Genomic DNA, 25,935 nt, shown 5'->3' with positions numbered 1-25,935 from the left:
CTACCCCATGAAGGCCCGGTGCGAGGCGGCCGCCACCGCCATCCCATCGAGCCAGCCAGGGGAGGAACGCATCCACATGACAGTCACCCAGACCGACCGGCCCACCCGGACGGCCCGCGCGACCATTCCGGCTCAGCGTACCGAGTCCGAGGTCGACAGCGCCACCGACGCTGTCGACACCCGCCCGGAGCTGACCGCAGACGAGCTCGACGCCCAGAGCCCCGCAGCGGACCTGGTGCGCGTGTACCTGAACGGCATCGGCAAGACGGCCCTGCTCACCGCCGCCCAGGAGGTGGAGCTGGCCAAGCGGATCGAGGCGGGCGTCTTCGCCCAGCACGTGCTGGAGACCGCGGCCGCCGAGGGCACCACCCTCGACCGCGAGTACGCCCGCGACCTGCGCGCCGTCGTGCGCGACGGCAGCCGCGCCCGCAACCACCTGCTCGAGGCAAACCTCCGGCTGGTCGTCTCGCTGGCCAAGCGCTACACCGGCCGCGGCATGCCGCTGCTGGACCTCATCCAGGAGGGCAACCTGGGCCTGATCCGCGCGGTCGAGAAGTTCGACTACGCCAAGGGCTTCAAGTTCTCCACGTACGCCACGTGGTGGATCCGCCAGGCGATCACCCGCGGCATGGCCGACCAGGCCCGCACGATCCGGCTGCCCGTCCACCTCGTGGAGCAGGTCAACAAGCTGGCGCGGATCAAGCGCGACCTGCACCAGAAGCTGGGCCGCGACGCCACCCACGAGGAGCTGGCCGCCGAGTCCGGCATCCCCGAGGAGAAGATCGCCGACCTGCTCGACCACGCCCGCGACCCGGTGAGCCTCGACATGCCGGTGGGCTCCGACGAGGAGGCCCCGCTCGGCGACTTCATCGAGGACGGCGAGGCCACCGACGCCGAGACGGCCGTCATCTCGCACCTGCTGCAGGACGACCTGCGCCGGGTGCTGGCCACGCTGGAGGACCGCGAGCAGCTGGTCATCCGCATGCGCTACGGCCTCGACGACGGGCAGCCGCGCACCCTCGACCAGATCGGCCGCCGCTTCGGGCTGTCCCGCGAGCGGGTGCGCCAGATCGAGCGCGAGGTCATGGCGAAGCTGCGCATCGGCGAGCGCGCCGATCGGCTCCGCGCCTACGCGAGCTGATCCGACGTCAGCGGTGAGGAGGGCCACCGCGTGCGCGGCGGCCCTCCCGTGTGGCGCCGGACCCGGGGTCGGGCTCCCACGCCCCCCGGACCGACCGGACAATGTTATTCATATCCGTCCGTAGCCGTGCGTCAGCCCACGGTGAAGGGTCCGCGTGTCCCGCCGATCGGTTCGACCGGATCCACGTCGGGTCTGTGGTGGGCGCCACGGCCGATTGGTGGGGGCAGCGCGGCCCGCCTAGGGTCAGGGCATGACGGGAAGTGCACCGCCCGGCCCGGTCTCGCCGGCGGTGATGCGCGAGGTGCTCGGTCATTTCGTCACCGGGATCGTCGTGGTCACGGCAGCCGGCCCGGACGGCCCGCTCGGCTTCACCTGTCAGTCCTTCACCTCGCTGTCGCTCGATCCGCCGCTGGTCAGCTTCTCCCCCGCCCGCACGTCCACCACGTGGCCGCGGATCCGCGAGGTCGGCACGTTCTGCGTGAACGTGCTGGCCGTCGAGCACCAGGACATCAGCGTCGGGTTCGCGCGCTCGGGCGTCGACAAGTTCGCCGGCGTCGGGTGGCGGCCCGCGCCGTCGGGCTCCCCGCTGCTCGACGGCGTGAGCGCCTGGATCGACTGCACGCTGTGGGCCGAGCACGACGGCGGCGACCACACGATCGCGATCGGCCAGGTCGTCGATCTCGGTGCCGACGCGAGTCGGTTGCCGTTGCTGTACTACCGCGGCCAGTACACGGCGGCCGCCGGACCGGAGGCAGGGGAATGACGCTCTCGATCATCGGGATCTCCGGCGGGCCCGAGCCCGGCGGGCGCACCAGCACGGCGATCGCCGCGGTGCTCGCCGGCACGGGCGCCGAGCGCACCGAGCTGCTCGAGCTGTCGCAGGTGACCACCGAGGAGGCGGTCGCCGCCATCGCCGCGGCCGACGGCGTGGTGTTCGGCAGCCCGGTCTTCCGCGCCACGTACAGCGCGCAGCTCAAGGACCTGCTGGAACGCACCGAGCGCGGCAAGTGGGGCGAGCAGACCGACCCACTGCGGGGCACCGTCGCGGCCACCGTGCTCACCGGGGCGAGCGGCCACCACTTCCTCGCCGCGAACGACCTGCGCAACGTGCTGGCGAGCTTCTTCGCGGTGCAGGTGCTCTCCCCCGGCCTGTACTTCGACCACGCTGCCTACTCCAGCCGCACCGAGCTCACCGAGGCGAACGCGGCGCTGGCTGCGGCGCACGGCGCGGCGCTGGCCGACCTCGCCGTCGCCGTCGGCGGGTCGAAGGCGTTGAGCACGCTCACGCCCCAGATCTGACGGCGGCGAAGCCGCAGGAAGGCGACGTCGATCAGCCGGGCTCCGTCACCAGCTCGACTTCCGCACGCCCGGCAGCGCCCCGTCGTGGACGAGCTCGCGCAGCCGCACCCGCGAGACGCCGAACTTGCGCAGGTACCCGCGCGGGCGGCCGTCGACGGAGTCGCGGTTGCGCACCCGCACCGCGCTCGCGTCGCGCGGCTGGCGGCGCAGCTCCGCCCACGCGGCCGCGCGCTCGTCGTCGGGGGTCGACGGGCGGGCGACGATCCGCTTGAGCTCGGCCCGCCGTTCGGCGTACCGCGCGACGACGGCGCGGCGGCGCTCGTTCGCGGCGATCTTGCTCCGCTTGGCCATCAGCGCTCCTCCCGGAACTCGACGTGGCGGCGGGCGACCGGGTCGTACTTGCGCAGGACGAGCCGGTCGGGGTCGTTGCGGCGGTTCTTGCGGGTCACGTACGTGAACCCGGTTCCGGCGGTGGACCGGAGCTTGACGATCGGCCGTACCTCGGTCGAGCGCGCCACGGCACTCCCCTCTCGTTAACGACTTTCATTTTCATTTAGAGTACACGGCATGTCGCGCCGCACCGATCTGGTCGTCCTCACCGGAACCCACACCGCCGGAGCCGAGCGGGTGATCGCCGCCGTGCGCGCGCTGCGGCCGAGAACCGCGGTCGTGCAGCACGACCTGCGCGAGGTCGCGACCGGCGCCCTGCGCCGCCGGATCCGGCACGCCGGCAGCGACGAGACCACGCTCGTCCGCCTCGACCACGGCTGCGTCAGCTGCACCCTGCGCGAGGACGTGCTGCCCGTCGTGCGCGCGCTCGGCGCCCGACCGGACGTCGATCTCGTGGTGCTGCACCTCGACCCCGCCCTCACGCCGGAGCAGGTGTGCTTCGCGCTGCTCCACGTCGTGAGCGGCCCCGGCCCGGTCACCGGCCCGGAGACCGGCACCGTCGACCTGCTCGGCGTCGTGGCCTGCCTCGACGGCGGCACGTGGCTGGCCGACGCCACCGGCACGATCGACGTCGCGGACCGGCCCGACCTCGCCGGCGTCCCCGACGACGAGCGCACGGTCGCGCAGCTCGTCGTGGAGCAGGCCGAGTACGCCGACGTCCTCGTGGTCGATCCCGTGGGCGCCGGCGCGTGGGAGCTCCTGCGTACCGAGGCCGCGCTCGCGCGGCTCGCCCCGCGCGCCGTCCTCGCTACCGAGCTGGACGAGCAGCTGCTGCTGCGCCACCTGCCCGCCGGTGCCCGACGCGGCCGGCCCGACCCCGTCCACGCGCCGCTGCTCACCGGCGAGCCGCCGCTCTCCGGCGTCGCCGACGTCGCGCTCTCCCTGATCACGGCCCGGCGACCGTTCCACCCGGAGCGCCTGCACGCGGCGCTCGACCACCTGCTCGACGGCGTCGTCCGGGCGCGCGGCCGGATCTGGCTCGCCACCCGTCCCGCGGACGTGCTGTGGCTGGAGTCGGCGGGCGGCGGGCTGCAGATCGGGCACGCCGGCACGTGGCTCGACACCGACGACGACGCCTGGCGACACGCCGAACCGGAGCGCCGGGCCGCGGCCGCCCTGCACTGGCACCCGCGCTGGGCCGACCGCATGCAGGAGCTCACCGTCCTGACCTGCGACGCCGACCCGGCCGCCATCCGCGCCGCGCTGCACGGGGCGCTCCTCGACGACGCCGAGGTCGCCAAGTGAGCCGACGCGTGGCAGGAGCTGCCGGACCCGTTCGGCTGGTGGCACACCGACCCGTGCGAGGACACGCAGCGCGTCACGGACAGCGCAGGGTCCGACGCGGAGGAGGGCCGGTGACGCTCACGCCGGACGGCCTCGCGGCCGAGCTGATGGCGCAGGGCCAGGTCGAGGCGGAGGAGGAGCGACCTACCGCGGTCGCGGCGGCAGGTCGTGGCGGATGAGGCGGGAGCTGTTGGCCACCACCGCGACGGACGAGGCGTTGTGCAGGATCGCGGCCACCACCGGGCTCAGCGCGCCGCCCGCGGAGACGAGCAGCCCGGCGGCGTTGACCGCGATCGACATGCCGTAGTTCTGGCGGACGAGCCCGATGCTGCGCCGGCCGAGGTCGCGCAGCACGAGCAGTGCGCGCAGGTCGTCGCCGGCGAGGGCCACGTCGGCGGTCTCGACGGCGACATCGGTGCCGCCGACGCCCATGGCGATGCCGATGTCGGCGAGCGCGAGTGCAGGCGCGTCGTTGGTGCCGTCGCCGACGACGGCGACGGTGTGCCCCGCGGTCTGCAGGGTCCGCACGAGGTCCTGCTTCTGCTCCGGCAGCACGCGGGCGTGGAACTCGTCGATGCCCAGCTCCGCGGCGACGGCGGCGGCGGTGTCCGGGTGGTCGCCGGTGAGCAGCACGATCCGGCGGACGCCGTCGGCGCGCAGCGCGTCGAGCACGGCGCGCGACTCCGGGCGGACCGTGTCGCGCAGCGAGACGAGCCCGACGAGCTGCCCGTCGACGGCGAGCAGCAGCGGCGTCTCGGCGGCGCGCTGCAGCTTGCGCACCCAGCCGGCGGCGTCGCGCCCGATGCGCACGCCCTCCTGGGCGAGCAGCTCGCGGCTGCCGATGAGCAGCGTGCGCCCGTCGGCCGAGACGCGCATGCCCTGCCCGAGGAGCACCTCGCACTCCTCGTGCGGCGGGATCGCGATGTGCCGCTCCTCCGTCGAGCGGATCACGGCCTGGGCCAGCGGGTGCCGCGAGTGGATCTCGCCGCTCGCGGCGTGCGCGAGCACCTGCTCGGGCGTCCAGTCGTCGCGGAACGCCACCACGTTGGTGACGACCGGGCGGCCCAGGGTGAGGGTGCCGGTTTTGTCGAAGACGATGGCGTCGACGCGGCCGGCGGCCTCCAGGTGCGCCCCGCCCTTGATCAGCACCCCGCGACGCGCGCCGTTGCCGATGGCCGCGCTGATCGCCGTCGGCGTCGCCAGCCCGACGGCGCACGGGCAGGCGACCAGCAGCATCGTCATGGCCCGCCGCACGTCCCGCGTGAAGAGCAGGGTGAGCCCGGCCAGCGCGAACGACGCCGGCACGAACCGCCGCGAGAACCGCTCGCCGACCGTCTGGATCGGCGCGCGGTCGTGCTGGGCCTCCTCGACGCGGGCGATGATCCGCCCGATGGCGGTGTCGGAGCCGACGGCGGTGGCCCGCACCACGAGCCGGCCGCGCAGCAGCACCGAGCCGGCCGGCACCGCGACCCCGGTGCCGATGGCGACGGGCAGCTGCTCGCCGGTGATCGCGGCCTGGTCGACCACGCCGTCGCCCGCGACGACGACGCCGTCCACCGGGAGGACGTCGTGGTCGTGCAGCACCACCTCGTCGCCGACGCGCAGTTGGTCGATGTCGATCTCCAGCTCGGTGCCGTCGGCCAGCCGGGTCCAGATCCTCGTGCGGGTGCCCGCGAGCAGCTCGGAGATGGCGCGCCGGCTGCGTCGCAGCGTGATGTCCTGCAGGTACTCGCCGATGTTGAGCAGCCAGAGCACGGTCAGCGCGACGACGTTCTCCCGCAGCACGAGGCTCGCGATCGTCGCGACGGACACGAGCGCGTCCGTCCCGGAGGCGCTGCGCAGGGCACCGCGCAGGAACGGGTAACCGGTGAAGATCGTGACGCCGGTGGCGACCGTGCGGCTGCCGGGACCGAGCATCGGCGGGCGGCGCAGCCCGTAGCGGCGGATGCCCAGCGCGGCCAGCGCGACCCCGCCGACGGCCAGCCGCACCAGGTCGCCCGTGCTCGAATCGGCCGAGCGAGGGGTGCGCGACGGCACCGGGGCCGGTCGGCGCAGCACCCGTTCGATCGCGGCGACCAGCGCGCGCCGGTCGACCCGTGCCGGATCGCACCAGACCACGACGCTGCCGCTGCGCGGGTAGGCGTGCGCCTGCCGGACGTGCGGCACCACGTCGAGCGCGTCCTCCACGGCCACCGCGTGCGCGACCCTGCCGACGAGCGCGGGGGCCTCGTAGCGGATCCGGCCGGCCGCGTCGGAGCGCAGGTGCAGCGCAACCGCCGGCGGCTCGCTCGCGATCTCGGGGGCGAGCCCGTCGCGGGTCGCCTGGAACGCCATCAGTGCTGGTGGCCGTGCCCGGACCCGGCGGGCGGCGACGCTTGCTCACCGAGGCGCCCGCGGGCCTCGCTCACGATGTCGGCGACGCCCAGCCGCGCCCGCTCGGCGCCGGTCTCGACGACCCGCGCGCCGCGCAGGCCCCACGAGGTGACGGTCACGGCGCCGTCGCGCACGGCGTTGCTGCGGACGATCCGCTTCACCCCGTCGTAGGCGACTGCCCCGGCCAACCCGCCGACGACGAAGCCGGCAGCCTTCCCGACCAGCCCTGCGATCATCCCGAACTCTCCCGTTCCCGAGCGGCTCCGATAACGACAATCATTACCGTACGTGGTCACCGCCGGCAGTGGGGGGTCAGTATTCGTAGGGGTCCCGGGGCGGCGCCACTCGGTCGGCGCTGGTCACCTCGATCGTGGGTACTCCGTCCGGGTGAGGACCGGGCCGCAGCCTGCCCTCGACCCGCAGCCAGGTGTCCGCCGCGGCGCCCGGCGCAGGCTCCAGGCGGACGCGGTGCACCCGCGCGTCGGCCGCGCAGCACCGGATCGTCAGGCGGGCCAGCTCGAACCCGTCGGCGCGGGGCACGGCGAACCCGGTCAGCGCCACCTGGCGCCCGACGACCGTGCCGCCGGCGTCCCACACCGCGCGCTGCACGAACTCCCCCAGCCCCAGCTCCACCACGGGGTCGGCGGGCAGCGGCGGCAACGCCATGGCGGACGCGTCGACCGGGCCGGCGCGTGCGACGGCGTCGGCGCCCAGCGCCGGCGGCGCGACCACGGCCATCGCCAGCACCGGCAGGAGCAGCAGCCAGGGTGCTGCACCGTGGTCGTGGCTCTCCGTGACGCGCGCGCGGAGATCGCGGATCGCCGCGACGCCGGCCAGCACCACCATCACGGCACCCGCTGCGACGAGCAGCGGGCGGTGCCCGGGTCGCACGTAGCGCAGGAACGTGTCGTCGGCGGCGATGCGCAGCAGCGCGCCGCCGAGCAGGGCGAGCAGGACGTGCTGGGTCTGCCGGTTCACCGTGCTGTCACCGCGTCCCCAGCAGGAGGAGGCTGGTCACGGTCGCGCACAGCACCGCGACGGCGAGCGTGGCCGGGGCGAACCGCAGGGCGAACGCGCGACCGAACGTGCCGGCCTGCAGCGCGATCAGCTTGACGTCGACCGCCGGGCCGACGACGAGGAACGCGAGCCGGGCCGTGAGCGGCACCGTGCTCATCGACGCGACGACGAACGCGTCGGCCTCGCTGCACAGCGCCAGCACCACCGCCAGCACCGCCATGACCGCGATCGCGAGCACGAGGTCGCGGCCCAGCGCCGCCGTCCACGATGCCGGGACGGCCACGGCGAACACCGCGGCCGCGAGCCCACCGACCACCAGGAACCCGCCGGCCGAGACCAGGTCGTGCCGCGCCGTCTCCGCGAACACGACCCACCGCGGGGCGCCGGCGTCCGCGACCGGAGCGCGGACCCGGGCCGCGATCCACTCGGGCCGACCCCGACGCTGCCAGAGCAGTCCCATCACGCACGCGGTGGCGAAGGACGCGATGCCGCGGGCGAGCACCACCAGCGGCTCCCCGGGGAACGCGACCGCGGTCGCCACCAGCACCACGGGGTTGATCGCCGGTGCCGCGAGCAGGAACGTCAGCGCGGCGGCGTCGGGCACGCCGCGACCGATCATGCGCCGCGCCACCGGCACCGACGCGCACTCGCACCCCGGCAGCAGCAGCCCGGCCACCCCCGCTGCCGGCACCGCGGCCCGCCCCGGCAGCAGCCGCTCCACGGCACGGGCCGGGACGAACGCCGCGATCGCCCCGGACACCACCACCCCCAGCACGAGGAACGGCAGCGCCTGCACGCACACCGCCACGAACACCGTCGCCGCCGTCCGCACGCCGGGCGCGTCCACCGCGGTGACGAGCAGGGGCCGGGCCAGGATGACGGCCACCAGCACGGCGCAGCACGCGTGCAGCGACGTGACCCGCCGGGCAGCGGCGGTGATGGTGACGACCATGGCGCCATGATCGCAGCGCAGCCCGCCGCGCGGGCCCGAACGCCGACGTCACACAGGTTGCGGCCGCCTCACACAGGGTTGGGCGGTGTGTGCGGCGGCCGCGCGCTGTGTGACGTCGCTACGGGTGGGCCGGGCTCGTCTGCACCAGCGCGTCGGCCATGCGGGGCACCTCGTGCAGCAGCGCGTGCCTGGCCGCATCCGCGATGGCGTGCGCTGCGACGGCCGAGATGTCCCGGTCGACGAGGACGGCTGTCTCGGCGCGGAGGCGGTGCCCGGTCCAGCGCATGCGCAGGGTCTCGACGTCGCGCACGCCGGCGACGTCGCGCAGGACGCGTTCGGCGAGGTCGACGGTCTCGGGCTCGACGGCGTCCATGAGCCGCCGGCCGATGTCGCGGGCGGCGCCGCGCAGCACGACCAGGATCGCGACGGTGATGAGGATCCCGACGATCGGGTCGGCCGCCGGGAACCCGGCCGCGACGCCGAGCGCGCCCGCGACGACGGCGAGCGAGGTGAACCCGTCGGTGCGCGCGTGCAGCCCGTCGGCGACGAGCGCGGCCGACCCGATGCGGCGGCCGACCCGGATCCGGTAGCCGGCGACGAGCTCGTTGCCGGCGAAACCGATCAGGCCGGCCGCGACGAGCACGCCCACGTTCGTGACCGGCGCCGGCGCGAACAACCGGTGCACCGATTCGTACCCGGCGACGAGAGCGGACAGCGCGATCATGGCGACGACGAACACCCCGGCCAGATCCTCGGCCCGCCCGTACCCGTAGGTGTAGCGACGGGTCGGGACCTTCCGGCCGAGCACGAACGCGATCCACAGCGGCACCGATGTGAGCGCGTCGGAGACGTTGTGGATCGTGTCGGCCAGCAGCGCGACCGAGCTGGTGAGCACGACGACGACCGCCTGCAGCAGGGCTGTGACCAGCAGTGCGATCAGGCTGATCTTCAGCGCGCGGATCCCGTCCGCGCTGCCTTCCAGTGCCGCGTCGATCGATGCAGCGCTGTCGTGCGAGTGCGGGAGCAATTTCCGGCCATTGTCGTGCACGCCGACAATGGTCACCCGAGAGAACGGGAAATGGCAAACCTCTGAATCAATTGCCAAGAACTGCGAATTGCGGTCACTGGGCAGCGGCGAACCGCTCCCAGTTGCGGAGGCCCAGCTCGGCCGAGCGGCGGGCGGCCGCCGGGTCGTCACCGAAGCCGACGGCCAGGCTGACGGTCTGCGGCAGCAGCACCTCGGACACCGCGTATCCGGGGTCCGCGCGCAGGAAGCCGGACATCTCCAGCACCACGACGCCGTGGTGCGAGCACCACAGCTGCGTCGCGGCCGAGCGGACGTCGACGACGGTGAAGCGGCCGGCGTCGATGGCCCGCCGGACGACGGTGCGCAGCACACCGAACCCGGCGCGGCCCTCCTCCGCGGCGGTGCGCTCCCCTTCCAGGCTGACGTCGGTCGGCGAGGCGCGGGCGAAGGCGAGCGCGAACAGGTGCGGCCCGTCCACGGCGGCCTGCCGGTAGGCGAGCGCCCCGCTCACGACGTCGGCCACGGGATCGTCGGACGGCGGGACGGCGCTCACCCTGGCGGTCACCCGCCGGTAGCCCTCGGCCCGCACCGCGGCGAGGACGCCGGGCATCCCCGAGAAGTAGGTGTAGACGGCCATCGTCGACGTCCCCACCGCCGCCGCGAGCTTGCGCACCTGCAAGCCCTCGGCGCCGTGCTCGTCGACCAGCCGGATCGCACCTTCGACGAGGCGGGCACGCATCACCTGGGGCTCGACCACCAATACCCGTACCCCCTCGTATCACGTACCGACGGGGGCCATGATGACATCCTTGCTGACCTGCGCGTACCGCTGGTAGCACCCGGGCGTGTCGGGCGCCTGGGTCACCCCCTGACGAAGCTGGTGACGGCGTGCCGGAGACCGGCGACGTCGAGGCCGTGGGCGGCGTCGTGCTCGTCGACGGTGCCGTAGCGACGCAGCTCCGCCGGGCCCGGCCCGAGTCCGAGGACGCGGTGCCGCGTGCCGCGCAGCGCCCGCGACACCTCGGCGGCGGACGTGTCGCGCAGGTACGGCTCCACGAGCACGACGTCGGGTTCGCCGAGGGTGGCCCGCAGCGTCGCGGCGTCGAACGGGCGCACGGTGGTCGCGTAGAGCACGGTGACGTCGAGGTCGGCGGTGGCCTCCAGCACCCGGTCGGCGAGCGGGCCGACGGCGATCACCGTCGGCCCGAAGCCGCGGCGCAGCACCTGCATCCGCCCGTCCGTCGCGAGCCGGGCCACCGCGTTCGACTGCGCCGACAGCCGCAGGTAGACGCGGTCGTTCCCGGGCAGCGCAGCGCGCAGCAGCGCCTCGGCCTCGTCCGGGTGGCCGGGCACGTGCACCGTCCAGCCGTCGAGCGTGTCGAGCAGGGCGACGTCGCGGCGTCCCATGTGCGTCTCGCCGCCGGCCGGCCAGTCGTGCGACCCGCCGGAGCTGACCAGCACGGCACCGACGCCCTGATGTCCCAGGTCGAGTTTGACCTGCTCGAACGGTCGCTCGACGAGGAACGGCGCGAACGTGTGCACGATCGGGCGCAGCCCGGTCAGCGCCAGCCCGCCGGCCGCCCCGATCAGCAGCTGCTCGCGGATCCCGACGTCGATCACGCGGTCGCGCACCGGCGCGACGGCGGCGGGATCGAGGTGGCCGAGCCCGACGACGGCGAACACGGCGACGGCCCGCGGATCGTCGGCGAGGAGGTCGGGCAGCAGGCGGTAGAAGCGCTGCCGCTGGTCCTCGACGGTGCGGCTGAGCGTGGTGGTCATCAGGAGTCCTTCCGTTCGACGTGCGCGACGACGGCGTGCGGCCGGTCGCCGCTCCCGGCCGCGAACGCGCGCTCCAGCGCGTCGTGGTCGCGCCCGTCGACGTCGACCGTCGACCAGCCTTCGACGGCGAACCGGGCGGCGACACCGCCGGGCCACCCGGTCGTCGAGGAGTCGTTGTCGACGACGACGGCGGTCAGCCGGTCCAGGCCGGCGCGACCGGCGAACTGGATGGCCTCGACGTTGCTGCCCTCGTCGAGCTCCGCGTCGCCGACGAGCACCACGACCCGCGCGTTCCGCCCGGCGATCCGCAGGCCGAGCGCGGTACCGACGGCGAGCCCGAGCCCGTGCCCGAGCGACCCGGCCCCGATCTCCACGCCCGGCACCAGCGTCCGGTCGGGGTGGTGGCCGAGCAGCGAGTGGTACCCGCCGAACCCGTCGAGCGCCGCCGGGTCGAGGAACCCCTTCGCGGCGAGCACCGCGTAGTACGCCATCGGCCCGTGCCCCTTCGACAGCAGGAACCGGTCGCGGTCGGGGTCGTCGAGCCGCTGCGGGTCCACCCGGAGCACGCGGTCGAAGAGCACCCACAGGACGTCGCGGGTGGAGGTGGCGCTGGGCCCGTGCTTCTCGTCACCCGTCATGCGGGTCATCAGCCGGCCCAGGTCGGCGAACCCGCTGCTCACGTTCGTCATGACGGCCACCGTCACACCTCGAGTCGAGTGCAGGTCAAGGGATGGGCGGGGCCGCGACGGGGTACCCCCCGTGCGAACGATCCGCGCCCGCCACCCGGCGGGCAGAGGGAGGATGCCGTGGAGCATCGGGAGAAGGTGCTGGTCCCGGCGCTGGTCGGGCTGGACATGATCGACGCGACCAGGCTCGCCGCCGCAGCCGGCGTCGCGCTGGACCCGATCACCGGGCCGGCCAGGTCCGGCGAGGTCACCGGGCAGCAGCCGCTGGCCGGCACCAAGGTCGATCCGGGCAGCGCGGTCCAGATCACCGTCGACGAGTCCGGCGGGGGTGGAGGCGGGGGCAGCGCGCTCGTGCCGCCGCCCGTGCCCGTGGGCCCGGCGGGAGCGAAGGACACCGCGGGCGTGTGACCGTCCGCGTCGGACGGCGCTGGTAGGTTGCGTCACCGGGCCGGTTCAGCAACGAGCCGCCACACTGCGTCGGACGGGTTCCCCCGCCCTTGCCGTCCGAGAAGAGCGATGCAGACGTCATGAGCGCCGATGCGACCTCCGCGGACGCGGAGTTCGAGCAGACCCCGCTGCGGGTGCTGCTCGTCGAGGACGACGAGGGTGACGCCTTGCTGGTGCACGAGCTGCTGACCGACGCCGGACAGGCGGTGGAGCTGGTCCGTGCCGGCTCCCTTGCCGAGGCCGAGGCCCGGTGGTCCCCCGACGTCGACTGCGTGCTGCTCGACATGGTCCTGCCCGACAGCGACGGCCTCGATGGCCTCGTCCGCATGCGGGCCCGCGGGGCGGGCGCCGTCGTCGTCCTCACCGGGTTCGCCGACCGCGCCCACGGTCTGGCCGCCGTGGCTGCGGGAGCACAGGACTACCTGGTGAAGGGCCGCATCGACGGGCCGACACTGGAACGGGCCGTGCGCTACGCCGTGCACCGGCACCGCGCCGACCAGGTCACCCGCGAGCTGGCGCAGGCCAACCTGCTCGCCGCGGAGAACCTGCGCCTGTCGCGCGGCCTGCTGCCCGCGCCGCTGCTGGACCCGTCCGCGATCGGGTACGCGGCCCGCTACCTGCCCGGCGGGGCCCGGCTCCTGCTGGGCGGTGACTTCTACGACGCCGTCCAGGTGGCGGACGGGTCGGTCTGGGTCCTCATCGGTGACGTGTGCGGGCACGGGGCCGACGAGGCCGCGCTCGGCGTCGCACTGCGGATCGCGTGGCGCACCCTGGTGCTCGCCGGGCACCCGGCCGAGCAGATCCTGCCGACCCTGCACGAGGTGCTCGTCAACGAGCGGCACCAGGCGTACCTGTTCGCGACGGCGATGATGGTGCGCATCGCCCCTGGCCGGAAGAGCGCGCTCCTGTGGTCGGCCGGCCATCCACCTGCGGTGATGCGCACCGACGACGGTGGCTGGCACGAGGTGGAGCTCACCCCGCAGCTGCCGCTCGGCGTGGTCGCCGAGCTGTCCTGGACGGCCGTCGAGGTGCCGCTCGGGCCGCGCTGGGACCTGCTCCTCTACACCGACGGGCTGATCGAGGGTCGCGCCACGCCCGACGGTGACCAGCTGTGGGTGGACGGGCTGTGCGAGCTGCTGCCCGGCGGTTCCCTCACCGAGAACCCCGATCTGGGCGAGGTGCTCGACGAGCTGCTGGCGAAGGTGGCGGGCTCGACGCTCACGCACGACGACGACATCGCCGTCGTCCTGCTCAGCCACCCCGGCCCAGCAGGGGGAACATGAGCAGGCGGCCGACGGGTTCACGCAACCACTGGTCGCTGCGCCGCTGGTTCCGCATCGTCGCCGGGCTCGGCGCGGTCGGGCTGGTGGCCACGGCCACGCTGGGGGTGCTGGCGCTGCTGCGGCTCGACAACGCCCGCGACGCGCTCGTCGCCCGCGCCGGACCCGCGCTGATCGCGGCCCAGCAGCTCGGGGCGGCCCTCGTCGACCAGGAGAGCGGCGTCCGCGGCTACCTGGCCACCCACGATCCGGACTTCGCCGCCCCCTACCGGGACGGCCGCGCCGCGCAGGACCGCGCCGTCACCGACCTGCGCGCGGCGATCGAGTCCACCGGGGACGACGGCGGACCGCAGCTGAACGCCGATCTGGACGCCGTGCTGGACCGGGCCCGCACCTGGCAGCGCGACTACGCCGAGCCGAGCATCGCCGCCGCGGCGGCGGGCCGTGCACCGGTCGAACCGGCCCTCGGCAAGACCCTCTTCGACCAGGTGCGCGGCGCACTCGACACCGAGCTGGCCCGGCTGCAGGACGACCGCGCGGCCGGGCGGGCGGCACTCGACGGGGCCATCAGGTGGATGGCCGTGATGGGCGCGGTCATCGCCGGCCTCTTGGTGGCGTTGTTCCTGGGGACGTGGGTGTGGGCGCGCCGGGTGATCCTGCGCCCGATCAGCTCGCTCGAGGTCGCGGTCAACGCCGTCGAGCGCGGCGAGTTCGACCGGCCCGTCGAGGTCGACGGGCCGCGCGAGCTCGAACAGCTCGGGGGCGCGGTCGACGACATGCGACGGCGCATCGCCGGCGAGCTGGCCACCGTGCGGGAGCTCAACGCCCAGCTCGACGCGCAGGCCGCGGAGCTGGCCCGCTCCAACTCGGACCTCGAGCAGTTCGCCTACGTCGCGAGCCACGACCTGCAGGAGCCGCTGCGGAAGGTGTCGGCGTTCTGCGAGCTGCTGGCCAAGCGCTACGCCGGGCAGCTCGACGACCGCGCCGACCAGTACATCGCCTTCGCCGTCGACGGTGCTCGGCGCATGAGCGCGCTCATCAACGACCTCCTGGCGTTCTCCCGCGTCGGCCGCACCACGGGCCGAGACAGCTGGACGACGATCTCGGTGGAGACCGCGCTCGCGCACGCCGAGCGCAACCTCGCCGACGCCGTCGAACGGACCGGCGCGACCGTCACCCACGACCCGCTGCCGACCGTCACCGGCGAGATGTCGCTGCTCACCACGGTGCTGCAGAACCTCGTCGGCAACGCGATCAAGTTCCACGGCGACGACCCGCCCCGCGTGCACGTCGGCGTGCGCAGCGACGGCGACTCCTGGGAGTTCGCCGTGACCGACAACGGCATCGGCCTCGATCCCGCCTTCGCCGAGAAGATCTTCGTGATCTTCCAGCGGCTGCACTCCCGGGAGGCCTATCCCGGAACCGGCATCGGCCTGGCACTCTGCCGGAAGATCGTCGAGTTCCACGGCGGCCGGATCTGGCTCGACCGCACCGGGCCCGAGGGCTCGACGTTCTGCTTCACGCTCCCCACCGCTCCCCCGTCGATCCCGGAGGCCCCATGACCTCGCCGCCAGAACACGTCCACGTCCTGCTCGTCGAGGACGACCCGGGCGACGTCCTCATGACCAAGGAGGCGTTCGAGCACCACAAGATCCGCAACCCGCTGCACGTCGTGTCCGACGGGGCGGAGGCGCTGCGGTTCCTGCGGAAGGAGGGCGAGTACGCCGACGCGCCCCGGCCGGGGCTGATCCTGCTCGACCTCAACCTGCCCCGCGTCAACGGGCGGGAGGTGCTCGCCGAGGTGAAGTCGGACTCGGCGCTGCGCTCCATCCCGGTGGTCGTGCTCACGACGTCGGCCGCGGAGGAGGACATCCTGCGCAGCTACGACCTGCACGCCAACGCCTACGTCACCAAGCCCGTCGACTTCTCCAGCTTCATGGACGTGATCCGCCAGATCGACGACTTCTTCGTCACGGTCGTGCAGCTGCCCGGGCGTTAAGGTCGATCATGAGCATCTCGCTGGCGCAGGCCCAGACGATCGTCACCGCAGCACTCGCGCACGGCACCGAGCAGGGGTTCAACCCGCTCACCGTGGCCGTGCTCGACCCGGGCGGCGCGATCGTCGCGCTGGCGCGCCAGGACGGTTCCGGGTTCCTGCGGCCCGACCTCGCCGTCGCCAAGGCGTCCGGGGTGCTGGCGCTGGGCATGACGAACCGGGCGATCGCGGCCCGCGCCGCCGACTCCCCCGAGTTCTTCACCTCCGTCGCCGCCCTGGCCGGCGGCAAGATCCTCTCCGTGCCCGGCGGGGTGTTCGTGCGTGACGCGGACGGCACGCTGCTGGGCGCGGTGGGCGTGACGGGCGACGCGTCGCTGAACGACGAGGCCGCCGCCGTCGCCGGCATCGCGGCGGCCGGGCTGGTGGCGGTGACCGGGGCGGAGTCCTGAGCGGCGTGCCCGGTGACCTCGACGAGCTGATCTCCCGGCTGCGCGACTTCGCCGCGGCCCGGCAGTGGGAGCCGTTCCACACCCCGCGCAACCTGCTCATGGCCCTCACCGGTGAGGTCGGCGAGCTGGTGAGCGAGCTGCAGTGGCTGACCGACGCCGAGGCCGACCCGCAGGCCTGGAACGCGGAGCTGCGCGCCCGCGTCAGCGACGAGCTGGCCGACGTGCTGCTCTACCTGCTGCGGTTCGCCGACGTCTGCGGCATCGACCCGGCCGCCGCGGCGCACGCCAAGATCGACCGCAACGAGCTGCGCTTCCCTGCTTGATCGGCGGGCTTGATCAACTCCGCCGCGCCGCGTCCAGCCCGCGCAGCAGCGCCTCCACCAGCTGCACGGCCCGCTCGGTGTCGGGGGTGCGGTCGGCGATCAGGTCGGCGTAGAGGAACCCCTCCGCGATCCGCACCAGCGCGAACGCGAGCGTGGCTGCGTCGACCTCGACGTGGAGCTCGTCCCGCTCCGCCTCGATCACCAGCAGCGTCTCGACCGCACGCAGAACGCCGCGGGCGACCCGGCTGCGGGTGCCCGTCAGGATGCGCAGCCCGAGCTCCGGGTCGGCCTCCAGCAGCGCCCGCAGGGACCCGTCGCCCTGCACGGCCCGCATGACCGAGGAGAACACGGCGACGACGCGGGCGATCCCGCGCAGCTCGTGTGCCTCGTGGACGGCGGCGACCAGCGCACGCCGGGTGCGCCACCACAGCACCTCGTCGAGCACCTGCTCGCGGTTGCCGACCTTGCGGTAGAGCGTCGCCCGGGGCACCCCGAGCTGGCGGGCCAGCGCCTGCATGTCGAGTCGCCGGCGCGATGCGTACGTGTCGAGGGCCGCGGTGAACACGTCGACGGGGACGGTCGCGGGCACGCTGGTGCCCTCTGGCACCATCCGGCCGATGTCGTCGGCGACGGCCGCGCTCATGCCGGGAACAGCGCCCGGATCGCGGGCGGCGGCACGAACCGCTCCTGCTCGCCCGGCGGGGTGGCCAGCCGGTCGGCCACCGCCCAGAGCGTGGCCGGATCGACGCCGAACCCCAGGTGCCCGCACCGCACCTCGACGTTGTGGTGCAGCGCGCTCTCCGGCGCCACGCACGCCTCCCAGGCGACGATCCCGTCGCGGCGCGAGTACACGGCCGTCGACGGCACCGGCAGGGGCCGCGCCACTTGCGCGCGCGTGGGCACCCGCTCGTGGACGGCGGCGAACCGGCGGTAGGTGCCGCCGGCCCAGCTCTGCCGCGGATCGGTGAGGGCGAACGGGCTGCCCAGCGTGATGACCTGCCGGACCAGCTCGGGACGCTCCCGGGCCAGCTCGCGGGCGAAGATGCCGCCCAGGCTCCAGCCGACGAGCGAGACGGGGCCGCCGGTGCGCTCGGCCAGGCGCGCCAGGCCGGCCGGCATCCCGTCCAGCGCGCGGGCGGTGGGTCCGAAGTTGCGCCCCAGCGCCCATCCGACGACGTCGTGCCCGAGACCGCGCAGGAACCCGCGCAGCGCGACGGTGCTGGCGTCGGTGGCCATCAGTCCGGGCAGCACGAGCACGCCGTGGGCGTCCCCGCGCGGTGCGCCGGCCAGCACGGGCGAGAGCGCGGCGAGCCCGGCCATGCGCCAGAGCCCGCGGGCGGGCTCGGTCAGGAGGAGGCCGAGCGGCGGTGCGGGATCGGCCGGGTGCCGGACGGACACGGCATCACCCTCCGTCTCACCCTTGATACACAACGCCGACATGTCTCAGTATGGCACGGGCCCAGCCAGATAGTCGGTCGCAGCCGGACATCTCGGCGATCTGTGCAACGAAGGGGTTGCTCCAGCTGATGGACCAGATGAGCGTGATCGACGCGGCCTTCCTCTACGCGGAGTCTTCGAACACGCCGATGCACATCGGCGGTGTCGCGGTGTTCGAGGGGCCGCCGCCGAGCCAGGACGAGCTGCTCAGCCGCTTCGCCGCGAAGATCCCGCTCGTCCCCCGCTACCGGCAGGTCGTCCGCCACCTGCCGCTCGACGTGGGCAGGCCCGGCTGGGTCGACGACGAGCACTTCAACCTCGCCTACCACGTGCGCCGCACCGCCGTCCCGTCACCGGGCGGGCGCGCGCAGCTCGACGCGCTCGTCGGGCGCGTCATGTCGCAGCACCTCGACCTGCACCGCCCGCTGTGGGAGATCTGGGTCGTCGAGGGCCTAGAAGAGGGCCAGTGGGCGATCGTGTCGAAGGTCCACCACTGCATGGTCGACGGGGTGGCGAGCGTCGACCTGATGGCGCTCATGTTCGACCTCGAACGCAACCCGGAACCGCCGGCCGATCCCCCGCCGTGGACGCCGCGTCCCGGCCCGTCCACCGTCGAGGTCGCCACCGCCGCGCTCGCCGGCCTGGTCAGCCCGATCGAGGGCTGGCGCCGGCTCGCCGGCGCCCTGCGCACGCCGCGGTCGTCGTTCAGCAGTGGCGTGGAGGCGGCCCGGGCCATCGCCGGCGTGGCACCCAAGCTGCTGCCGCCCGCGTCCACCTCGCTCAACGGCAGCTACGGGCCGCACCGGCGCTGGACGTCGGCGCACGCCCGGCTCGCCGACGTCAAGGCCGTCCGGGCCGGGCTCGGCGGCACCGTCAACGACGTGGTGCTGGCCGCGATCGCCCGCGGCTTCCGGGACCTGCTCGACGCCCGCGGCGAGCTCGTCGACGGGCAGATCGTCCGTTCGATGGTGCCGGTGTCGGTCCGCACCGCCGAGGAGAAGGGGGTCTTCGCCAACAAGGTGTCGAGCGTCTTCGTCGACCTGCCGGTGGGCACGGCCGACCCCGTGGAGCGCCTCGCGCGCGTCCGGGCCGCCATGGACGACGTCAAGCGCTCCAAGGGCGCCGTGGCCGGTGCCCGGCTCACCGAGCTGTCGGACTTCGCGCTGCCGCTGCTGCTCGCCGCCGGCCAGCGGCTCGCCATGCAGCTGCCGCAGACCAGCTTCCACACCGTCACGACGAACGTGCCCGGCCCGCAGCGGCCCGTCTACTTCGCCGGCCGGCAGATGCTGCACACCGCGCCCACCATCCCGCTGGCCGCGTCGTTGCGCACGGCCGTCGGCATCTTCTCCTACAACGGCACCGTCACCTTCGGGCTGACCGGCGACTACGACACCGTTCCCGACCTCGCCGTGCTGGCCCGCGGCATCGAGTCGGGCATCGAGGAGCTGCTGACCAGCGCTTCTGCAACGCCCGTGCCAGACCGAACCGCCGGAGGTGCCCGATGAACGCCGAGCTGCCCACCACGCTCGCCGCCCTGCCCGGCTACGCGGCCAGCCGGTTCGGCGCGCGACCCGCCCAGCGGATCCTCCGCGACGGCGCGTGGCAGGACACCAGCTACGCCGAGCTGCACGCCATCGGCACCGGGATCGCGCTGGGGCTCGTGGCGCTCGGCGTCGCACCCGGCGACCGGGTCTGCGTGCTCGCCGAGACCCGCGCCGAGTGGCTGCACGCCGAGTTCGGCATCGCGCTGGCCGGCGCCGTGACCGTGCCGATCTACCCGTCCAGCTCAGCCGACGAGTGCGAGTGGGTGCTCGGCAACTCCGGCGCGGTGGCCGTGATCTGCGAGAACGCGGAGCAGCTCGGCAAGGTCGAGCAGGTGCGGGCGGCACTGCCGGACCTGCGGTACGTCCTCGTCATCGAGCCGGATGCGCCCGGGGTCACGACGCTGGCCGAGCTGCGCACCGACGGCGACAGCGCGGAGATCGAGCGACGCGTCGCAGCGGTGCAGCCCGACGATCCCGGCCTGATCATCTACACCTCCGGCACCACGGGACGGCCGAAGGGCTGCGTGCTGAGCCACCGCGCCCTCACCGCGTGCTGCCGCGTCACCGTCGCGCTCGACTTCACCACCGCCGAGGACGTCGTCTACCTGTTCCTGCCGCTCGCGCACGTGTACGCGCAGGTGATCGTGCTCAGCGCGGCCGGCGTCGGCGCCGCGGTCGCCTACTGCAGCGGCGGCGCGAAGTCGATCATGAGTGATCTGGCGGCGGTGTCGCCGACGGTGCTGCCGTCCGTCCCGCGGATCTTCGAGAAGGTCTACGCGGGCGTCATCGGCCTGGTGCCCGACGAGCTGCGCGACCGCGCGGTGGCCGCCGGTCTCGCCGTCCGCGAGCTGCAGCGCACCGGGCAGCCGGTGCCGGCCGAGCTGCAGGCCGGCTTCGACCGGGCCGAGGAGCAGCTGTTCTCCAAGGTGCGCGCCGTCTACGGCGGGAAGGTCCGCGTCGCCATCTCGGGGGCGGCGCCGATCGGCGTCGACATCCTGCGCTTCTTCCACGCCGCCGGCGTGCCCGTCCTCGAGGGGTACGGCATGTCCGAGACGGCGGCGATCGGCACCGTCAACACCCCCGACCACACGCGCATCGGCACGGTCGGGCGCGCGGTGCCCGAGGCCGAGGTCCGCATCGCCGACGACGGCGAGATCCTCATGCGCGGGCCGCAGCTGTTCAGCGGCTACTGGAACAACCCGGAGGCCACCGCCGAGACCATCGTGGACGGCTGGCTGCGCAGCGGCGACCTGGGCAGCATCGACGAGGACGGCTACCTGACGATCACCGGCCGCAAGAAGGACATCATCATCACCGCCGGCGGCAAGAACCTCACCCCGGCCAACATCGAGAACGACCTCCGCGGCTGCCGCTTCATCTCCCAGGCCGTCATGCACGGCGACCGGCGGCCGTTCCCCGTCGCGCTCATCACCCTCGACATCGAGGAGATCGGGCCGTGGGCCACGGCCCAGGACCTGCCCGCCGACCTGCCCGCGCTGTCGGCCCACCCGTCGGTGCGGTCGCTCATCCAGGGCGTCCTCGACGAGGTGAACCAGCGCTACGCCCAGGTCGCGCAGATCAAGAAGTTCCACATCCTCGACCACGACCTCAGCGTGGAGAGCGGCGAGCTCACGCCCACGCTGAAGGTGAAGCGCCGGGTGGTGGACGAGCGGTACGCCGAGGTGCTCGACGGGCTGTACGCGCGCTGACCCCCCGCTCACGCACAGGCTGAGGTGCCCACGCACACGTTCCGCCATGTGCGTGGCCGCACGACGGTGTGCGTGAGCGGGTCTTCGTCGGATCATCCAAACCGGCCGCCTGTGACCGGCGTCGCTCTCGTCGGTCTCGCGGCTGGCCGGGACGGTCGGCCGTCGGGGAGGGTCTTCGGGATCCCACCCGAGCCACGAAGAGGTGTCCCGTGCGCGGTCCCGTCTCACGCCGCCCCCACCCCGTCGACGAGGTGCTGCCCGCCGGCAAGCTCGCCGTCTACGGCTTCCAGCACGTGCTCGCGTTCTACGCCGGCGCGGTCATCGTGCCCATCCTGCTGGCCGGCGCCATCGGCCTGTCCGAGCGGGACCTCATCCACCTGATCAACGCCGACCTGTTCACCTGCGGCATCGCGTCGATCATCCAGTCGGTGGGGTTCTGGAAGGTCGGGGTGCGGCTGCCGCTGCTGCAGGGCGTGACGTTCACGGCGGTCTCGCCGATGATCGCCATCGGCCTGGCCGCCGGCGGCGGCACCCAGGGCCTGCTGGTGATCTACGGCTCGGTGATCGTCGCCGGGCTCGCGACGTTCCTCATCGCGCCCGTGTTCGGGAAGCTGATCAGGTTCTTCCCGCCGGTCGTGACGGGCTCGGTGATCACGATCATCGGGATCGCGCTGCTGCCCGTCGCCGCGCTGGACGCCGTCGGCGGCGGGAGCAACCCGCAGCCGGCCGACCCGCGCAACCTGGCCTACGCGCTCGGCACGCTCGCCGTCATCGTGCTCATCCAGCGGGTCTTCCGTGGCTTCATGGCCACGGTCGCCGTGCTGATCGGGCTGGTGCTGGGCACGCTGGTCGCCTGGGCGCTCGGCGACGCGCACTTCACGTCCGTCGGTGAGTCCGCGTGGTTCGGCGTGACCACCCCGTTCTGGTTCGGGTGGCCGCAGTTCAGCGTCGCCGCGATCATCTCGATGATCGTCGTCATGCTGATCACGGCCGTCGAGACGACCGGTGACGTGTTCGCGACCGGCGAGATCGTCGACAAGCGGGTCGGCAGCGAGGACGTCTCGCGGGCACTGCGGGCCGACGGCCTGGCCACGACGATCGGTGGTGTCCTCAACTCCTTCCCCTACACCTGCTTCGCCGAGAACGTCGGGCTCGTGCGCCTGACCAGGGTGAAGAGCCGCTACGTCGTCGCTGCTGCCGGTGGGATCATGATCCTCATCGGGCTGGTGCCGAAGGCCGGCGCGATCGTCGCCGGCATCCCGCACCCCGTGCTGGGCGGCGCCGCGCTGGCCATGTTCGCGACGGTCGCGGTCGTGGGCTTCCAGACGCTGTCGCGGGTCGACTTCCACGACCACCGCAACGTCGTCATCGTCGCGTCCAGCGTCGGGCTGGCGATGTTCGTGACCGCGCAGCCGGACGTCGCCAAGGCGGTGCCGGAGTGGGCGCAGATCATCCTCGGCTCCGGCATCACGCTCGGCAGCATCACCGCGATCCTGCTCAACATCGTCTTCCACCACATCGGGAAGGACTTCGGACCCGCGGTGGCCGGCGCCCCCGGTACCCCGACGGTGCGGCTGGACCAGGTCAACGCCATGAGCCGCGCCGAGTTCGCCGCCACGTTCGACCGTTTGTTCCAGGGCAGCACCCCGATCGCCGCCCGCGCGTACGACCGCCGTCCGTTCGGCGACACGTCCGACCTGCGCAGCGCGTTCCAGGAAGCGCTGTTCGCCGCGCCCGTCGACGAGCAGCGGGCGTTGATGGCCGCCTACCCCGACCTCGGGGACGACGACGGCCCAGACATCGGCACCGACTCGCACCGCGACCAGGCGGCCGCCGGGCTCACCCACCTCGACGAGACGTCCCGGACCGAGTTCGGCCGGCTCGCCGCCGCCTACCGGGAACGCTTCGGCTTCCCGCTCATCGCGTGCGTGCGCGACGCGGGCGGACGGGAGGCCCTGCTGCGCGAAGGCCTGCAGCGGTTGGAGAATTCTCCCACCCAGGAGCACGCCGCCGCGCTCATCGAGATCGCGAAGATCGCGAACCACCGCTTCACCGACCTCGTCGCCGAGGCCAACCCCATCCTCACCGCCCGGACCCGGGCGTTCGGCACCGAATGACAGGAGCAGCCGTGGGCATCGTCCTCGGACCCAACCAGTACGGGAAAGCGGAGAACCGGCTCGTCCGGATCTACCGCGAGACCGAGCGGCACGAGATCCGCGACATCACCGTGACGACCGCGCTGCGCGGCGACTTCGCCGCCGCGCACCTCGCCGGCGACCAGGCGCAGGTCCTGCCCACCGACACCCAGAAGAACACCTGCTACGCGTACGCGAAGGAGCGCGGGCTGCGCGAGATCGAGGAGTACGCGCTCGGGCTGGCCCGCCACTTCGTCGACGACGTCGAGCCCGTCACCGGCGCCACGATCAGCGTCGACGAGCTGGGCTGGCAGCGTGCCCAGGACCACGACCACACCTGGGTGCGCACCGGACCGGAGGTGCGCACCACCGAGGTCACCGTCGACGCCGAGGGCACGACCGTGACGTCGGGGCTGAAGGACCTGGTGCTGCTCAAGTCCACCGGATCCGAGTTCGCGGGCTTCCTGAAGGACGAGTACACGACCCTCGCCGAGACCCACGACCGGATCATGGCCACCTCCCTGGTGGCGCGCTGGCGCTACACCGGCAGCAGCATCGATTCTGGCGTGCAGTGGGACAAGACGTGGGCCGACGTGCGCACGATCCTCATCGACCGCTTCGCCAACGTGCACTCCCTGGCCCTGCAGCAGACGCTGTGGGAGATGGGGCGGGCGGTGCTGGAGGCGCACGCGTCGATCGCGGAGATTCGGCTCGCCGCGCCGAACAAGCACCACTTCCTCGTCGATCTTGCGCCGTTCGGGTTGGAGAACCCTGGGGAGGTGTTCTACGCGGCTGATCGGCCGTACGGGTTGATCGAGGCTTCCGTGGTTCGGGAGTAGTTTGTTCGCGGTCCTTGTGCCTCCTGAACTACCCCTTCGCGGTCCTGGCCTTCGGTTTGTAGCCGCCGGTCCTGGGTGCACGAGCGGGGTAGCGCGGTTGGAGTGTCCGGTCTGTATTGCGGCGCTGCCCGGGTTCTCGAACGAATAATATGGTCGGCCTGGCAGCCGTACCCGACTCGGAACTCCGTCTGACTGCCTTCCCTTCCGCTGCGTGCGTGGTCGACTGGCTGTGGTGCCATATCGAACACTTGTTTGGCTGGCTTGTTTTCGGTAGGATACAGACATGACCACGTCCGTCTTGGTTACGCAGCTCGCTGAGGCTGTCGCGCGGCTCGAAGAGCAGAAGAATGCTCTCGCCGCGCAGCAGGCTGCAGCGATTCTTGCGCTGGGGCGGGTGGTCGCGGCGCAGCAGATCGATGCCGGCGTAGTGGATCCGGATGACGTGCAGCGGGTTGTTGCCGAGCAGGTCGGGCTGGCCTGCCGGGTGTCGGCGTTCGAGGGTGGGAAGCGGGTGCGGATCGCTCGGGATCTGCATGCCGGGCACTCGCGGGTGCGGGAGTTGTTCGCGGCCGGGCTGTTGAACGAGCAGAAGATCGCCTTCATCACGAGTGCCGGGTCGCACCTCGACCCCGACGAGCGGGCCTGGGTGGATGAGCAGCTCGCCGAGCGTGGGGTCGAGAGCTTGAGTGTGCGGCGGATCCATGATCTGGCCCGGAAGTTGGCGGCGGAGGTGGCGCCGGAGAAGTTCGCCGCACGCTGCGCCCGGGCCCGGTCCGGGCGGCGGGTGACCGTGCGGCCTTCGATAGAGCCCGGCATGGCCGACCTGACCGCCCACCTGCCCGTCGAACAGGCCGTGGCCTGCTACGCCGCGCTGCGCAAAGCCGTCAACGAGGTGTGGGTGCAGCCGGAGCCGGTGCTGCGGGGGCGGGGCGAGATCATGGCCGACACCCTGGTCGAACGCCTCACCGGACAAGCCCAGGCCGACGACATCGACGTCGAGGTGCAGATCATCCTGCCCTTCGAATCCCTCCTCGACCCGGACAGCCCGCTACCCGCGGAGGTCCCCGGCTACGGCCCGATTCCGGCCGACATCGTCCGCACCGGCGAAGGCCGGAAAACGTTCCGCCGGATCGTCACCCGCGACGGCATCGTGATCGGCGGCGACTCCGTGCAGCGCACCTTCACCGGCGTCCTCGCCGACCTGATCAAGATCCGCGACGGCGGCCGGTGCACCGCCCCCTACTGCGACTCCCCCATCCGCCACATCGACCACATCGAACGCTGGCGCGACGGCGGTCGCACCACATTCGACAACGGCCGAGGGCTATGCGAATTCCACAACCATCTGCGCGAAATCGGGACCACAGCCAGTCGACCACGCACGCACCGGAAGCGAAGGCACGCAGACAGAGTTCCCAGTCGGGTACGGCCGCCAGGTCGACCATATGATGCAGTGAAAACCCCGGTCGCGCCGCCACGAAAGCGAGCACCCGAGGCGGCAACCCCGCTCGCTCCACAGCAGTACCGGACACCTGAAACTGACGGCTGGCAGCGCGCAGAATGAGCTCGCCGTCGGGCGTTGCCGCCACCCGGAATACGGATTTCACGCGGGGCGGCGATGGACCGCGTGCCGAGGGCGAACTCCTCGTCGTCGACGGCGTAGCGGCGGGTGCGGATCGTGGCGAGGGCGTGCCGCATCGCCTCGCGGTCGATGATCGAGTGCGGCGTGCGGCGGGCGGCGAGCGAACCCGCGCCCGCCGACCCGCGT

27 protein-coding genes and 1 pseudogene are annotated in these 25,935 nt (G+C 73.2%); 15 read left to right on the top strand and 13 right to left on the bottom strand.

Annotation, left to right across the window (positions count from 1 at the left end):
• Positions 1-76: 76 nt before the first annotated feature.
• The 3 genes from ACQEVB_RS25150 (at position 77) to ACQEVB_RS25140 (ending at position 2,440) form a co-directional block, all read left to right on the top strand.
• Positions 77-1,141 carry a sigma-70 family RNA polymerase sigma factor gene (locus ACQEVB_RS25150; protein ID WP_432975756.1) on the top strand — a complete coding sequence of 355 codons (1,065 nt, stop codon included), beginning with the start codon at positions 77-79 and terminating at the stop codon, positions 1,139-1,141.
• 250 nt (positions 1,142-1,391) lie between these two features.
• A complete protein-coding gene (locus ACQEVB_RS25145; RefSeq protein WP_432975753.1) occupies positions 1,392-1,904 on the top strand; it encodes a flavin reductase family protein in 513 nt (170 codons plus the stop codon).
• Entirely contained in the window at positions 1,901-2,440 is a 540-nt protein-coding gene (locus ACQEVB_RS25140; RefSeq protein ID WP_432975750.1) for an NAD(P)H-dependent oxidoreductase, read from the top strand. Before ACQEVB_RS25145 ends, ACQEVB_RS25140 begins: the two co-directional genes overlap by 4 nt.
• A 45-nt stretch (positions 2,441-2,485) precedes the next feature.
• Here the strand turns inward: ACQEVB_RS25140 and rpsN are convergent, their stop codons facing one another.
• Together rpsN and rpmG are read right to left on the bottom strand one after the other, a co-directional pair.
• Positions 2,486-2,791 (bottom strand): 30S ribosomal protein S14, encoded by a 306-nt coding sequence (rpsN, locus tag ACQEVB_RS25135; protein ID WP_432975747.1) that lies wholly within the window; start codon positions 2,789-2,791, stop codon positions 2,486-2,488.
• On the bottom strand, positions 2,791-2,958 hold the full coding sequence (rpmG, locus tag ACQEVB_RS25130) for a 50S ribosomal protein L33 (RefSeq protein ID WP_432975744.1): 168 nt from the start codon (positions 2,956-2,958) through the stop codon (positions 2,791-2,793). Before rpmG ends, rpsN begins: the two co-directional genes overlap by 1 nt.
• Before the next feature lie 49 nt (positions 2,959-3,007).
• Here rpmG and mrf point away from each other — a divergent pair, with 49 nt between their 5' ends.
• Positions 3,008-4,135: a ribosome hibernation factor-recruiting GTPase MRF gene (gene mrf / locus ACQEVB_RS25125; protein WP_432975741.1), complete on the top strand. Its 1,128-nt coding sequence runs from the start codon at positions 3,008-3,010 to the stop codon at positions 4,133-4,135.
• 183 nt (positions 4,136-4,318) lie between these two features.
• Here mrf and ACQEVB_RS25120 read toward each other — a convergent pair whose 3' ends face one another.
• From ACQEVB_RS25120 to ACQEVB_RS25085, 8 genes are all read right to left on the bottom strand, one after another.
• Positions 4,319-6,508: a heavy metal translocating P-type ATPase gene (locus tag ACQEVB_RS25120; protein WP_432975738.1), complete on the bottom strand. Its 2,190-nt coding sequence runs from the start codon at positions 6,506-6,508 to the stop codon at positions 4,319-4,321.
• Positions 6,508-6,783 carry a DUF1490 family protein gene (locus ACQEVB_RS25115; protein WP_432975735.1) on the bottom strand — a complete coding sequence of 92 codons (276 nt, stop codon included), beginning with the start codon at positions 6,781-6,783 and terminating at the stop codon, positions 6,508-6,510. Before ACQEVB_RS25115 ends, ACQEVB_RS25120 begins: the two co-directional genes overlap by 1 nt.
• A gap of 76 nt (positions 6,784-6,859) precedes the next feature.
• A complete protein-coding gene (locus ACQEVB_RS25110; RefSeq protein WP_432975732.1) occupies positions 6,860-7,525 on the bottom strand; it encodes a TIGR03943 family putative permease subunit in 666 nt (221 codons plus the stop codon).
• A gap of 7 nt (positions 7,526-7,532) precedes the next feature.
• Entirely contained in the window at positions 7,533-8,516 is a 984-nt protein-coding gene (locus tag ACQEVB_RS25105) for a permease (RefSeq protein ID WP_432975729.1), read from the bottom strand.
• Positions 8,517-8,634: 118 nt separating this feature from the next.
• Positions 8,635-9,564 carry a cation diffusion facilitator family transporter gene (locus tag ACQEVB_RS25100; protein WP_432975726.1) on the bottom strand — a complete coding sequence of 310 codons (930 nt, stop codon included), beginning with the start codon at positions 9,562-9,564 and terminating at the stop codon, positions 8,635-8,637.
• A 73-nt stretch (positions 9,565-9,637) separates the two neighbouring features.
• On the bottom strand, positions 9,638-10,300 hold the full coding sequence (locus tag ACQEVB_RS25095) for a TetR/AcrR family transcriptional regulator (protein WP_432975723.1): 663 nt from the start codon (positions 10,298-10,300) through the stop codon (positions 9,638-9,640).
• 104 nt (positions 10,301-10,404) lie between these two features.
• A complete protein-coding gene (locus tag ACQEVB_RS25090; RefSeq protein WP_432975720.1) occupies positions 10,405-11,322 on the bottom strand; it encodes a transketolase family protein in 918 nt (305 codons plus the stop codon).
• Positions 11,322-12,011: a thiamine pyrophosphate-dependent enzyme gene (locus ACQEVB_RS25085; RefSeq protein WP_432975717.1), complete on the bottom strand. Its 690-nt coding sequence runs from the start codon at positions 12,009-12,011 to the stop codon at positions 11,322-11,324. Before ACQEVB_RS25085 ends, ACQEVB_RS25090 begins: the two co-directional genes overlap by 1 nt.
• A 117-nt stretch (positions 12,012-12,128) precedes the next feature.
• Between ACQEVB_RS25085 and ACQEVB_RS25080 the strand changes: the two genes are divergently transcribed.
• The 6 genes from ACQEVB_RS25080 to ACQEVB_RS25055 all read left to right on the top strand — a co-directional run bounded on the left by ACQEVB_RS25080 (position 12,129) and on the right by ACQEVB_RS25055 (position 16,503).
• Entirely contained in the window at positions 12,129-12,416 is a 288-nt protein-coding gene (locus ACQEVB_RS25080; RefSeq protein ID WP_432975714.1) for a PASTA domain-containing protein, read from the top strand.
• Positions 12,417-12,535: 119 nt separating this feature from the next.
• Positions 12,536-13,738, top strand: a complete 1,203-nt coding sequence (locus tag ACQEVB_RS25075) for a PP2C family protein-serine/threonine phosphatase (RefSeq protein ID WP_432975711.1) — start codon at positions 12,536-12,538, stop codon at positions 13,736-13,738.
• Positions 13,735-15,297, top strand: a complete 1,563-nt coding sequence (locus ACQEVB_RS25070; RefSeq protein WP_432975709.1) for a sensor histidine kinase — start codon at positions 13,735-13,737, stop codon at positions 15,295-15,297. Before ACQEVB_RS25075 ends, ACQEVB_RS25070 begins: the two co-directional genes overlap by 4 nt.
• Positions 15,294-15,734, top strand: coding sequence for a response regulator (locus tag ACQEVB_RS25065; protein ID WP_432975706.1), 441 nt, complete (start codon positions 15,294-15,296; stop codon positions 15,732-15,734). Before ACQEVB_RS25070 ends, ACQEVB_RS25065 begins: the two co-directional genes overlap by 4 nt.
• 8 nt (positions 15,735-15,742) lie before the next feature.
• Positions 15,743-16,180: a GlcG/HbpS family heme-binding protein gene (locus ACQEVB_RS25060; protein ID WP_432975703.1), complete on the top strand. Its 438-nt coding sequence runs from the start codon at positions 15,743-15,745 to the stop codon at positions 16,178-16,180.
• 5 nt (positions 16,181-16,185) lie between these two features.
• Positions 16,186-16,503 carry a nucleotide pyrophosphohydrolase gene (locus ACQEVB_RS25055; protein ID WP_432975700.1) on the top strand — a complete coding sequence of 106 codons (318 nt, stop codon included), beginning with the start codon at positions 16,186-16,188 and terminating at the stop codon, positions 16,501-16,503.
• 13 nt (positions 16,504-16,516) lie between these two features.
• Here ACQEVB_RS25055 and ACQEVB_RS25050 read toward each other — a convergent pair whose 3' ends face one another.
• Both ACQEVB_RS25050 and ACQEVB_RS25045 read right to left on the bottom strand, forming a co-directional pair.
• The gene (locus ACQEVB_RS25050) at positions 16,517-17,146 is read right to left on the bottom strand and encodes a QsdR family transcriptional regulator (RefSeq protein WP_432975697.1); all 630 of its coding nucleotides are present in this window, start codon (positions 17,144-17,146) and stop codon (positions 16,517-16,519) included.
• On the bottom strand, positions 17,143-17,901 hold the full coding sequence (locus ACQEVB_RS25045) for an esterase/lipase family protein (protein ID WP_432975694.1): 759 nt from the start codon (positions 17,899-17,901) through the stop codon (positions 17,143-17,145). The genes ACQEVB_RS25050 and ACQEVB_RS25045 overlap by 4 nt, the downstream gene beginning before the upstream one ends.
• A gap of 137 nt (positions 17,902-18,038) precedes the next feature.
• Here ACQEVB_RS25045 and ACQEVB_RS25040 point away from each other — a divergent pair, with 137 nt between their 5' ends.
• From ACQEVB_RS25040 to ACQEVB_RS25020, 5 genes are all read left to right on the top strand, one after another.
• Positions 18,039-19,445 carry a WS/DGAT/MGAT family O-acyltransferase gene (locus tag ACQEVB_RS25040; protein ID WP_432975691.1) on the top strand — a complete coding sequence of 469 codons (1,407 nt, stop codon included), beginning with the start codon at positions 18,039-18,041 and terminating at the stop codon, positions 19,443-19,445.
• Complete coding sequence (locus ACQEVB_RS25035) at positions 19,442-21,193, top strand: AMP-dependent synthetase/ligase (protein WP_432975688.1); 1,752 nt, start codon at positions 19,442-19,444, stop codon at positions 21,191-21,193. Before ACQEVB_RS25040 ends, ACQEVB_RS25035 begins: the two co-directional genes overlap by 4 nt.
• 209 nt (positions 21,194-21,402) lie before the next feature.
• Positions 21,403-23,310, top strand: a complete 1,908-nt coding sequence (gene uraD / locus ACQEVB_RS25030; protein ID WP_432975685.1) for a 2-oxo-4-hydroxy-4-carboxy-5-ureidoimidazoline decarboxylase — start codon at positions 21,403-21,405, stop codon at positions 23,308-23,310.
• Positions 23,311-23,321: 11 nt separating this feature from the next.
• Positions 23,322-24,167 carry a factor-independent urate hydroxylase gene (gene pucL, locus ACQEVB_RS25025; protein ID WP_432975682.1) on the top strand — a complete coding sequence of 282 codons (846 nt, stop codon included), beginning with the start codon at positions 23,322-23,324 and terminating at the stop codon, positions 24,165-24,167.
• Positions 24,168-24,450: 283 nt separating this feature from the next.
• On the top strand, positions 24,451-25,731 hold the full coding sequence (locus tag ACQEVB_RS25020; protein ID WP_432975679.1) for a DUF222 domain-containing protein: 1,281 nt from the start codon (positions 24,451-24,453) through the stop codon (positions 25,729-25,731).
• 56 nt (positions 25,732-25,787) lie between these two features.
• Here ACQEVB_RS25020 and ACQEVB_RS25015 read toward each other — a convergent pair.
• Positions 25,788-25,892 (bottom strand): annotated as a pseudogene (locus ACQEVB_RS25015) (hypothetical protein); the annotation flags it as partial.
• Positions 25,893-25,935 lie beyond the last annotated feature (43 nt).

The sequence above is a fragment of the Pseudonocardia sp. CA-107938 genome (genome assembly GCF_050936315.1).
In the GTDB taxonomy this organism is placed as follows: domain Bacteria; phylum Actinomycetota; class Actinomycetes; order Mycobacteriales; family Pseudonocardiaceae; genus Pseudonocardia.
Note: the sequence above shows the minus strand (reverse complement) of the source record. Positions and strands in the feature narration are given on the sequence as shown.

Bases quoted from the DNA above. Each gene is read 5' to 3' on its own strand.
- ACQEVB_RS25150 (WP_432975756.1), top strand. From the start codon at position 77: ATGACAGTCACCCAGACCGACCGGCCCACCCGGACGGCCCGCGCGACC.
- ACQEVB_RS25145 (WP_432975753.1), top strand. From the start codon at position 1,392: ATGACGGGAAGTGCACCGCCCGGCCCGGTCTCGCCGGCGGTGATGCGC.
- ACQEVB_RS25140 (WP_432975750.1), top strand. From the start codon at position 1,901: ATGACGCTCTCGATCATCGGGATCTCCGGCGGGCCCGAGCCCGGCGGG.
- rpsN (WP_432975747.1), bottom strand. From the start codon at position 2,791: ATGGCCAAGCGGAGCAAGATCGCCGCGAACGAGCGCCGCCGCGCCGTC.
- mrf (WP_432975741.1), top strand. From the start codon at position 3,008: ATGTCGCGCCGCACCGATCTGGTCGTCCTCACCGGAACCCACACCGCC.
- ACQEVB_RS25120 (WP_432975738.1), bottom strand. From the start codon at position 6,508: ATGGCGTTCCAGGCGACCCGCGACGGGCTCGCCCCCGAGATCGCGAGC.
- ACQEVB_RS25115 (WP_432975735.1), bottom strand. From the start codon at position 6,783: ATGATCGCAGGGCTGGTCGGGAAGGCTGCCGGCTTCGTCGTCGGCGGG.
- ACQEVB_RS25105 (WP_432975729.1), bottom strand. From the start codon at position 8,516: ATGGTCGTCACCATCACCGCCGCTGCCCGGCGGGTCACGTCGCTGCAC.
- ACQEVB_RS25090 (WP_432975720.1), bottom strand. From the start codon at position 11,322: ATGACCACCACGCTCAGCCGCACCGTCGAGGACCAGCGGCAGCGCTTC.
- ACQEVB_RS25085 (WP_432975717.1), bottom strand. From the start codon at position 12,011: ATGACGAACGTGAGCAGCGGGTTCGCCGACCTGGGCCGGCTGATGACC.
- ACQEVB_RS25075 (WP_432975711.1), top strand. From the start codon at position 12,536: ATGAGCGCCGATGCGACCTCCGCGGACGCGGAGTTCGAGCAGACCCCG.
- ACQEVB_RS25070 (WP_432975709.1), top strand. From the start codon at position 13,735: ATGAGCAGGCGGCCGACGGGTTCACGCAACCACTGGTCGCTGCGCCGC.
- ACQEVB_RS25065 (WP_432975706.1), top strand. From the start codon at position 15,294: ATGACCTCGCCGCCAGAACACGTCCACGTCCTGCTCGTCGAGGACGAC.
- ACQEVB_RS25060 (WP_432975703.1), top strand. From the start codon at position 15,743: ATGAGCATCTCGCTGGCGCAGGCCCAGACGATCGTCACCGCAGCACTC.
- ACQEVB_RS25050 (WP_432975697.1), bottom strand. From the start codon at position 17,146: ATGAGCGCGGCCGTCGCCGACGACATCGGCCGGATGGTGCCAGAGGGC.
- ACQEVB_RS25040 (WP_432975691.1), top strand. From the start codon at position 18,039: ATGAGCGTGATCGACGCGGCCTTCCTCTACGCGGAGTCTTCGAACACG.
- ACQEVB_RS25035 (WP_432975688.1), top strand. From the start codon at position 19,442: ATGAACGCCGAGCTGCCCACCACGCTCGCCGCCCTGCCCGGCTACGCG.
- ACQEVB_RS25020 (WP_432975679.1), top strand. From the start codon at position 24,451: ATGACCACGTCCGTCTTGGTTACGCAGCTCGCTGAGGCTGTCGCGCGG.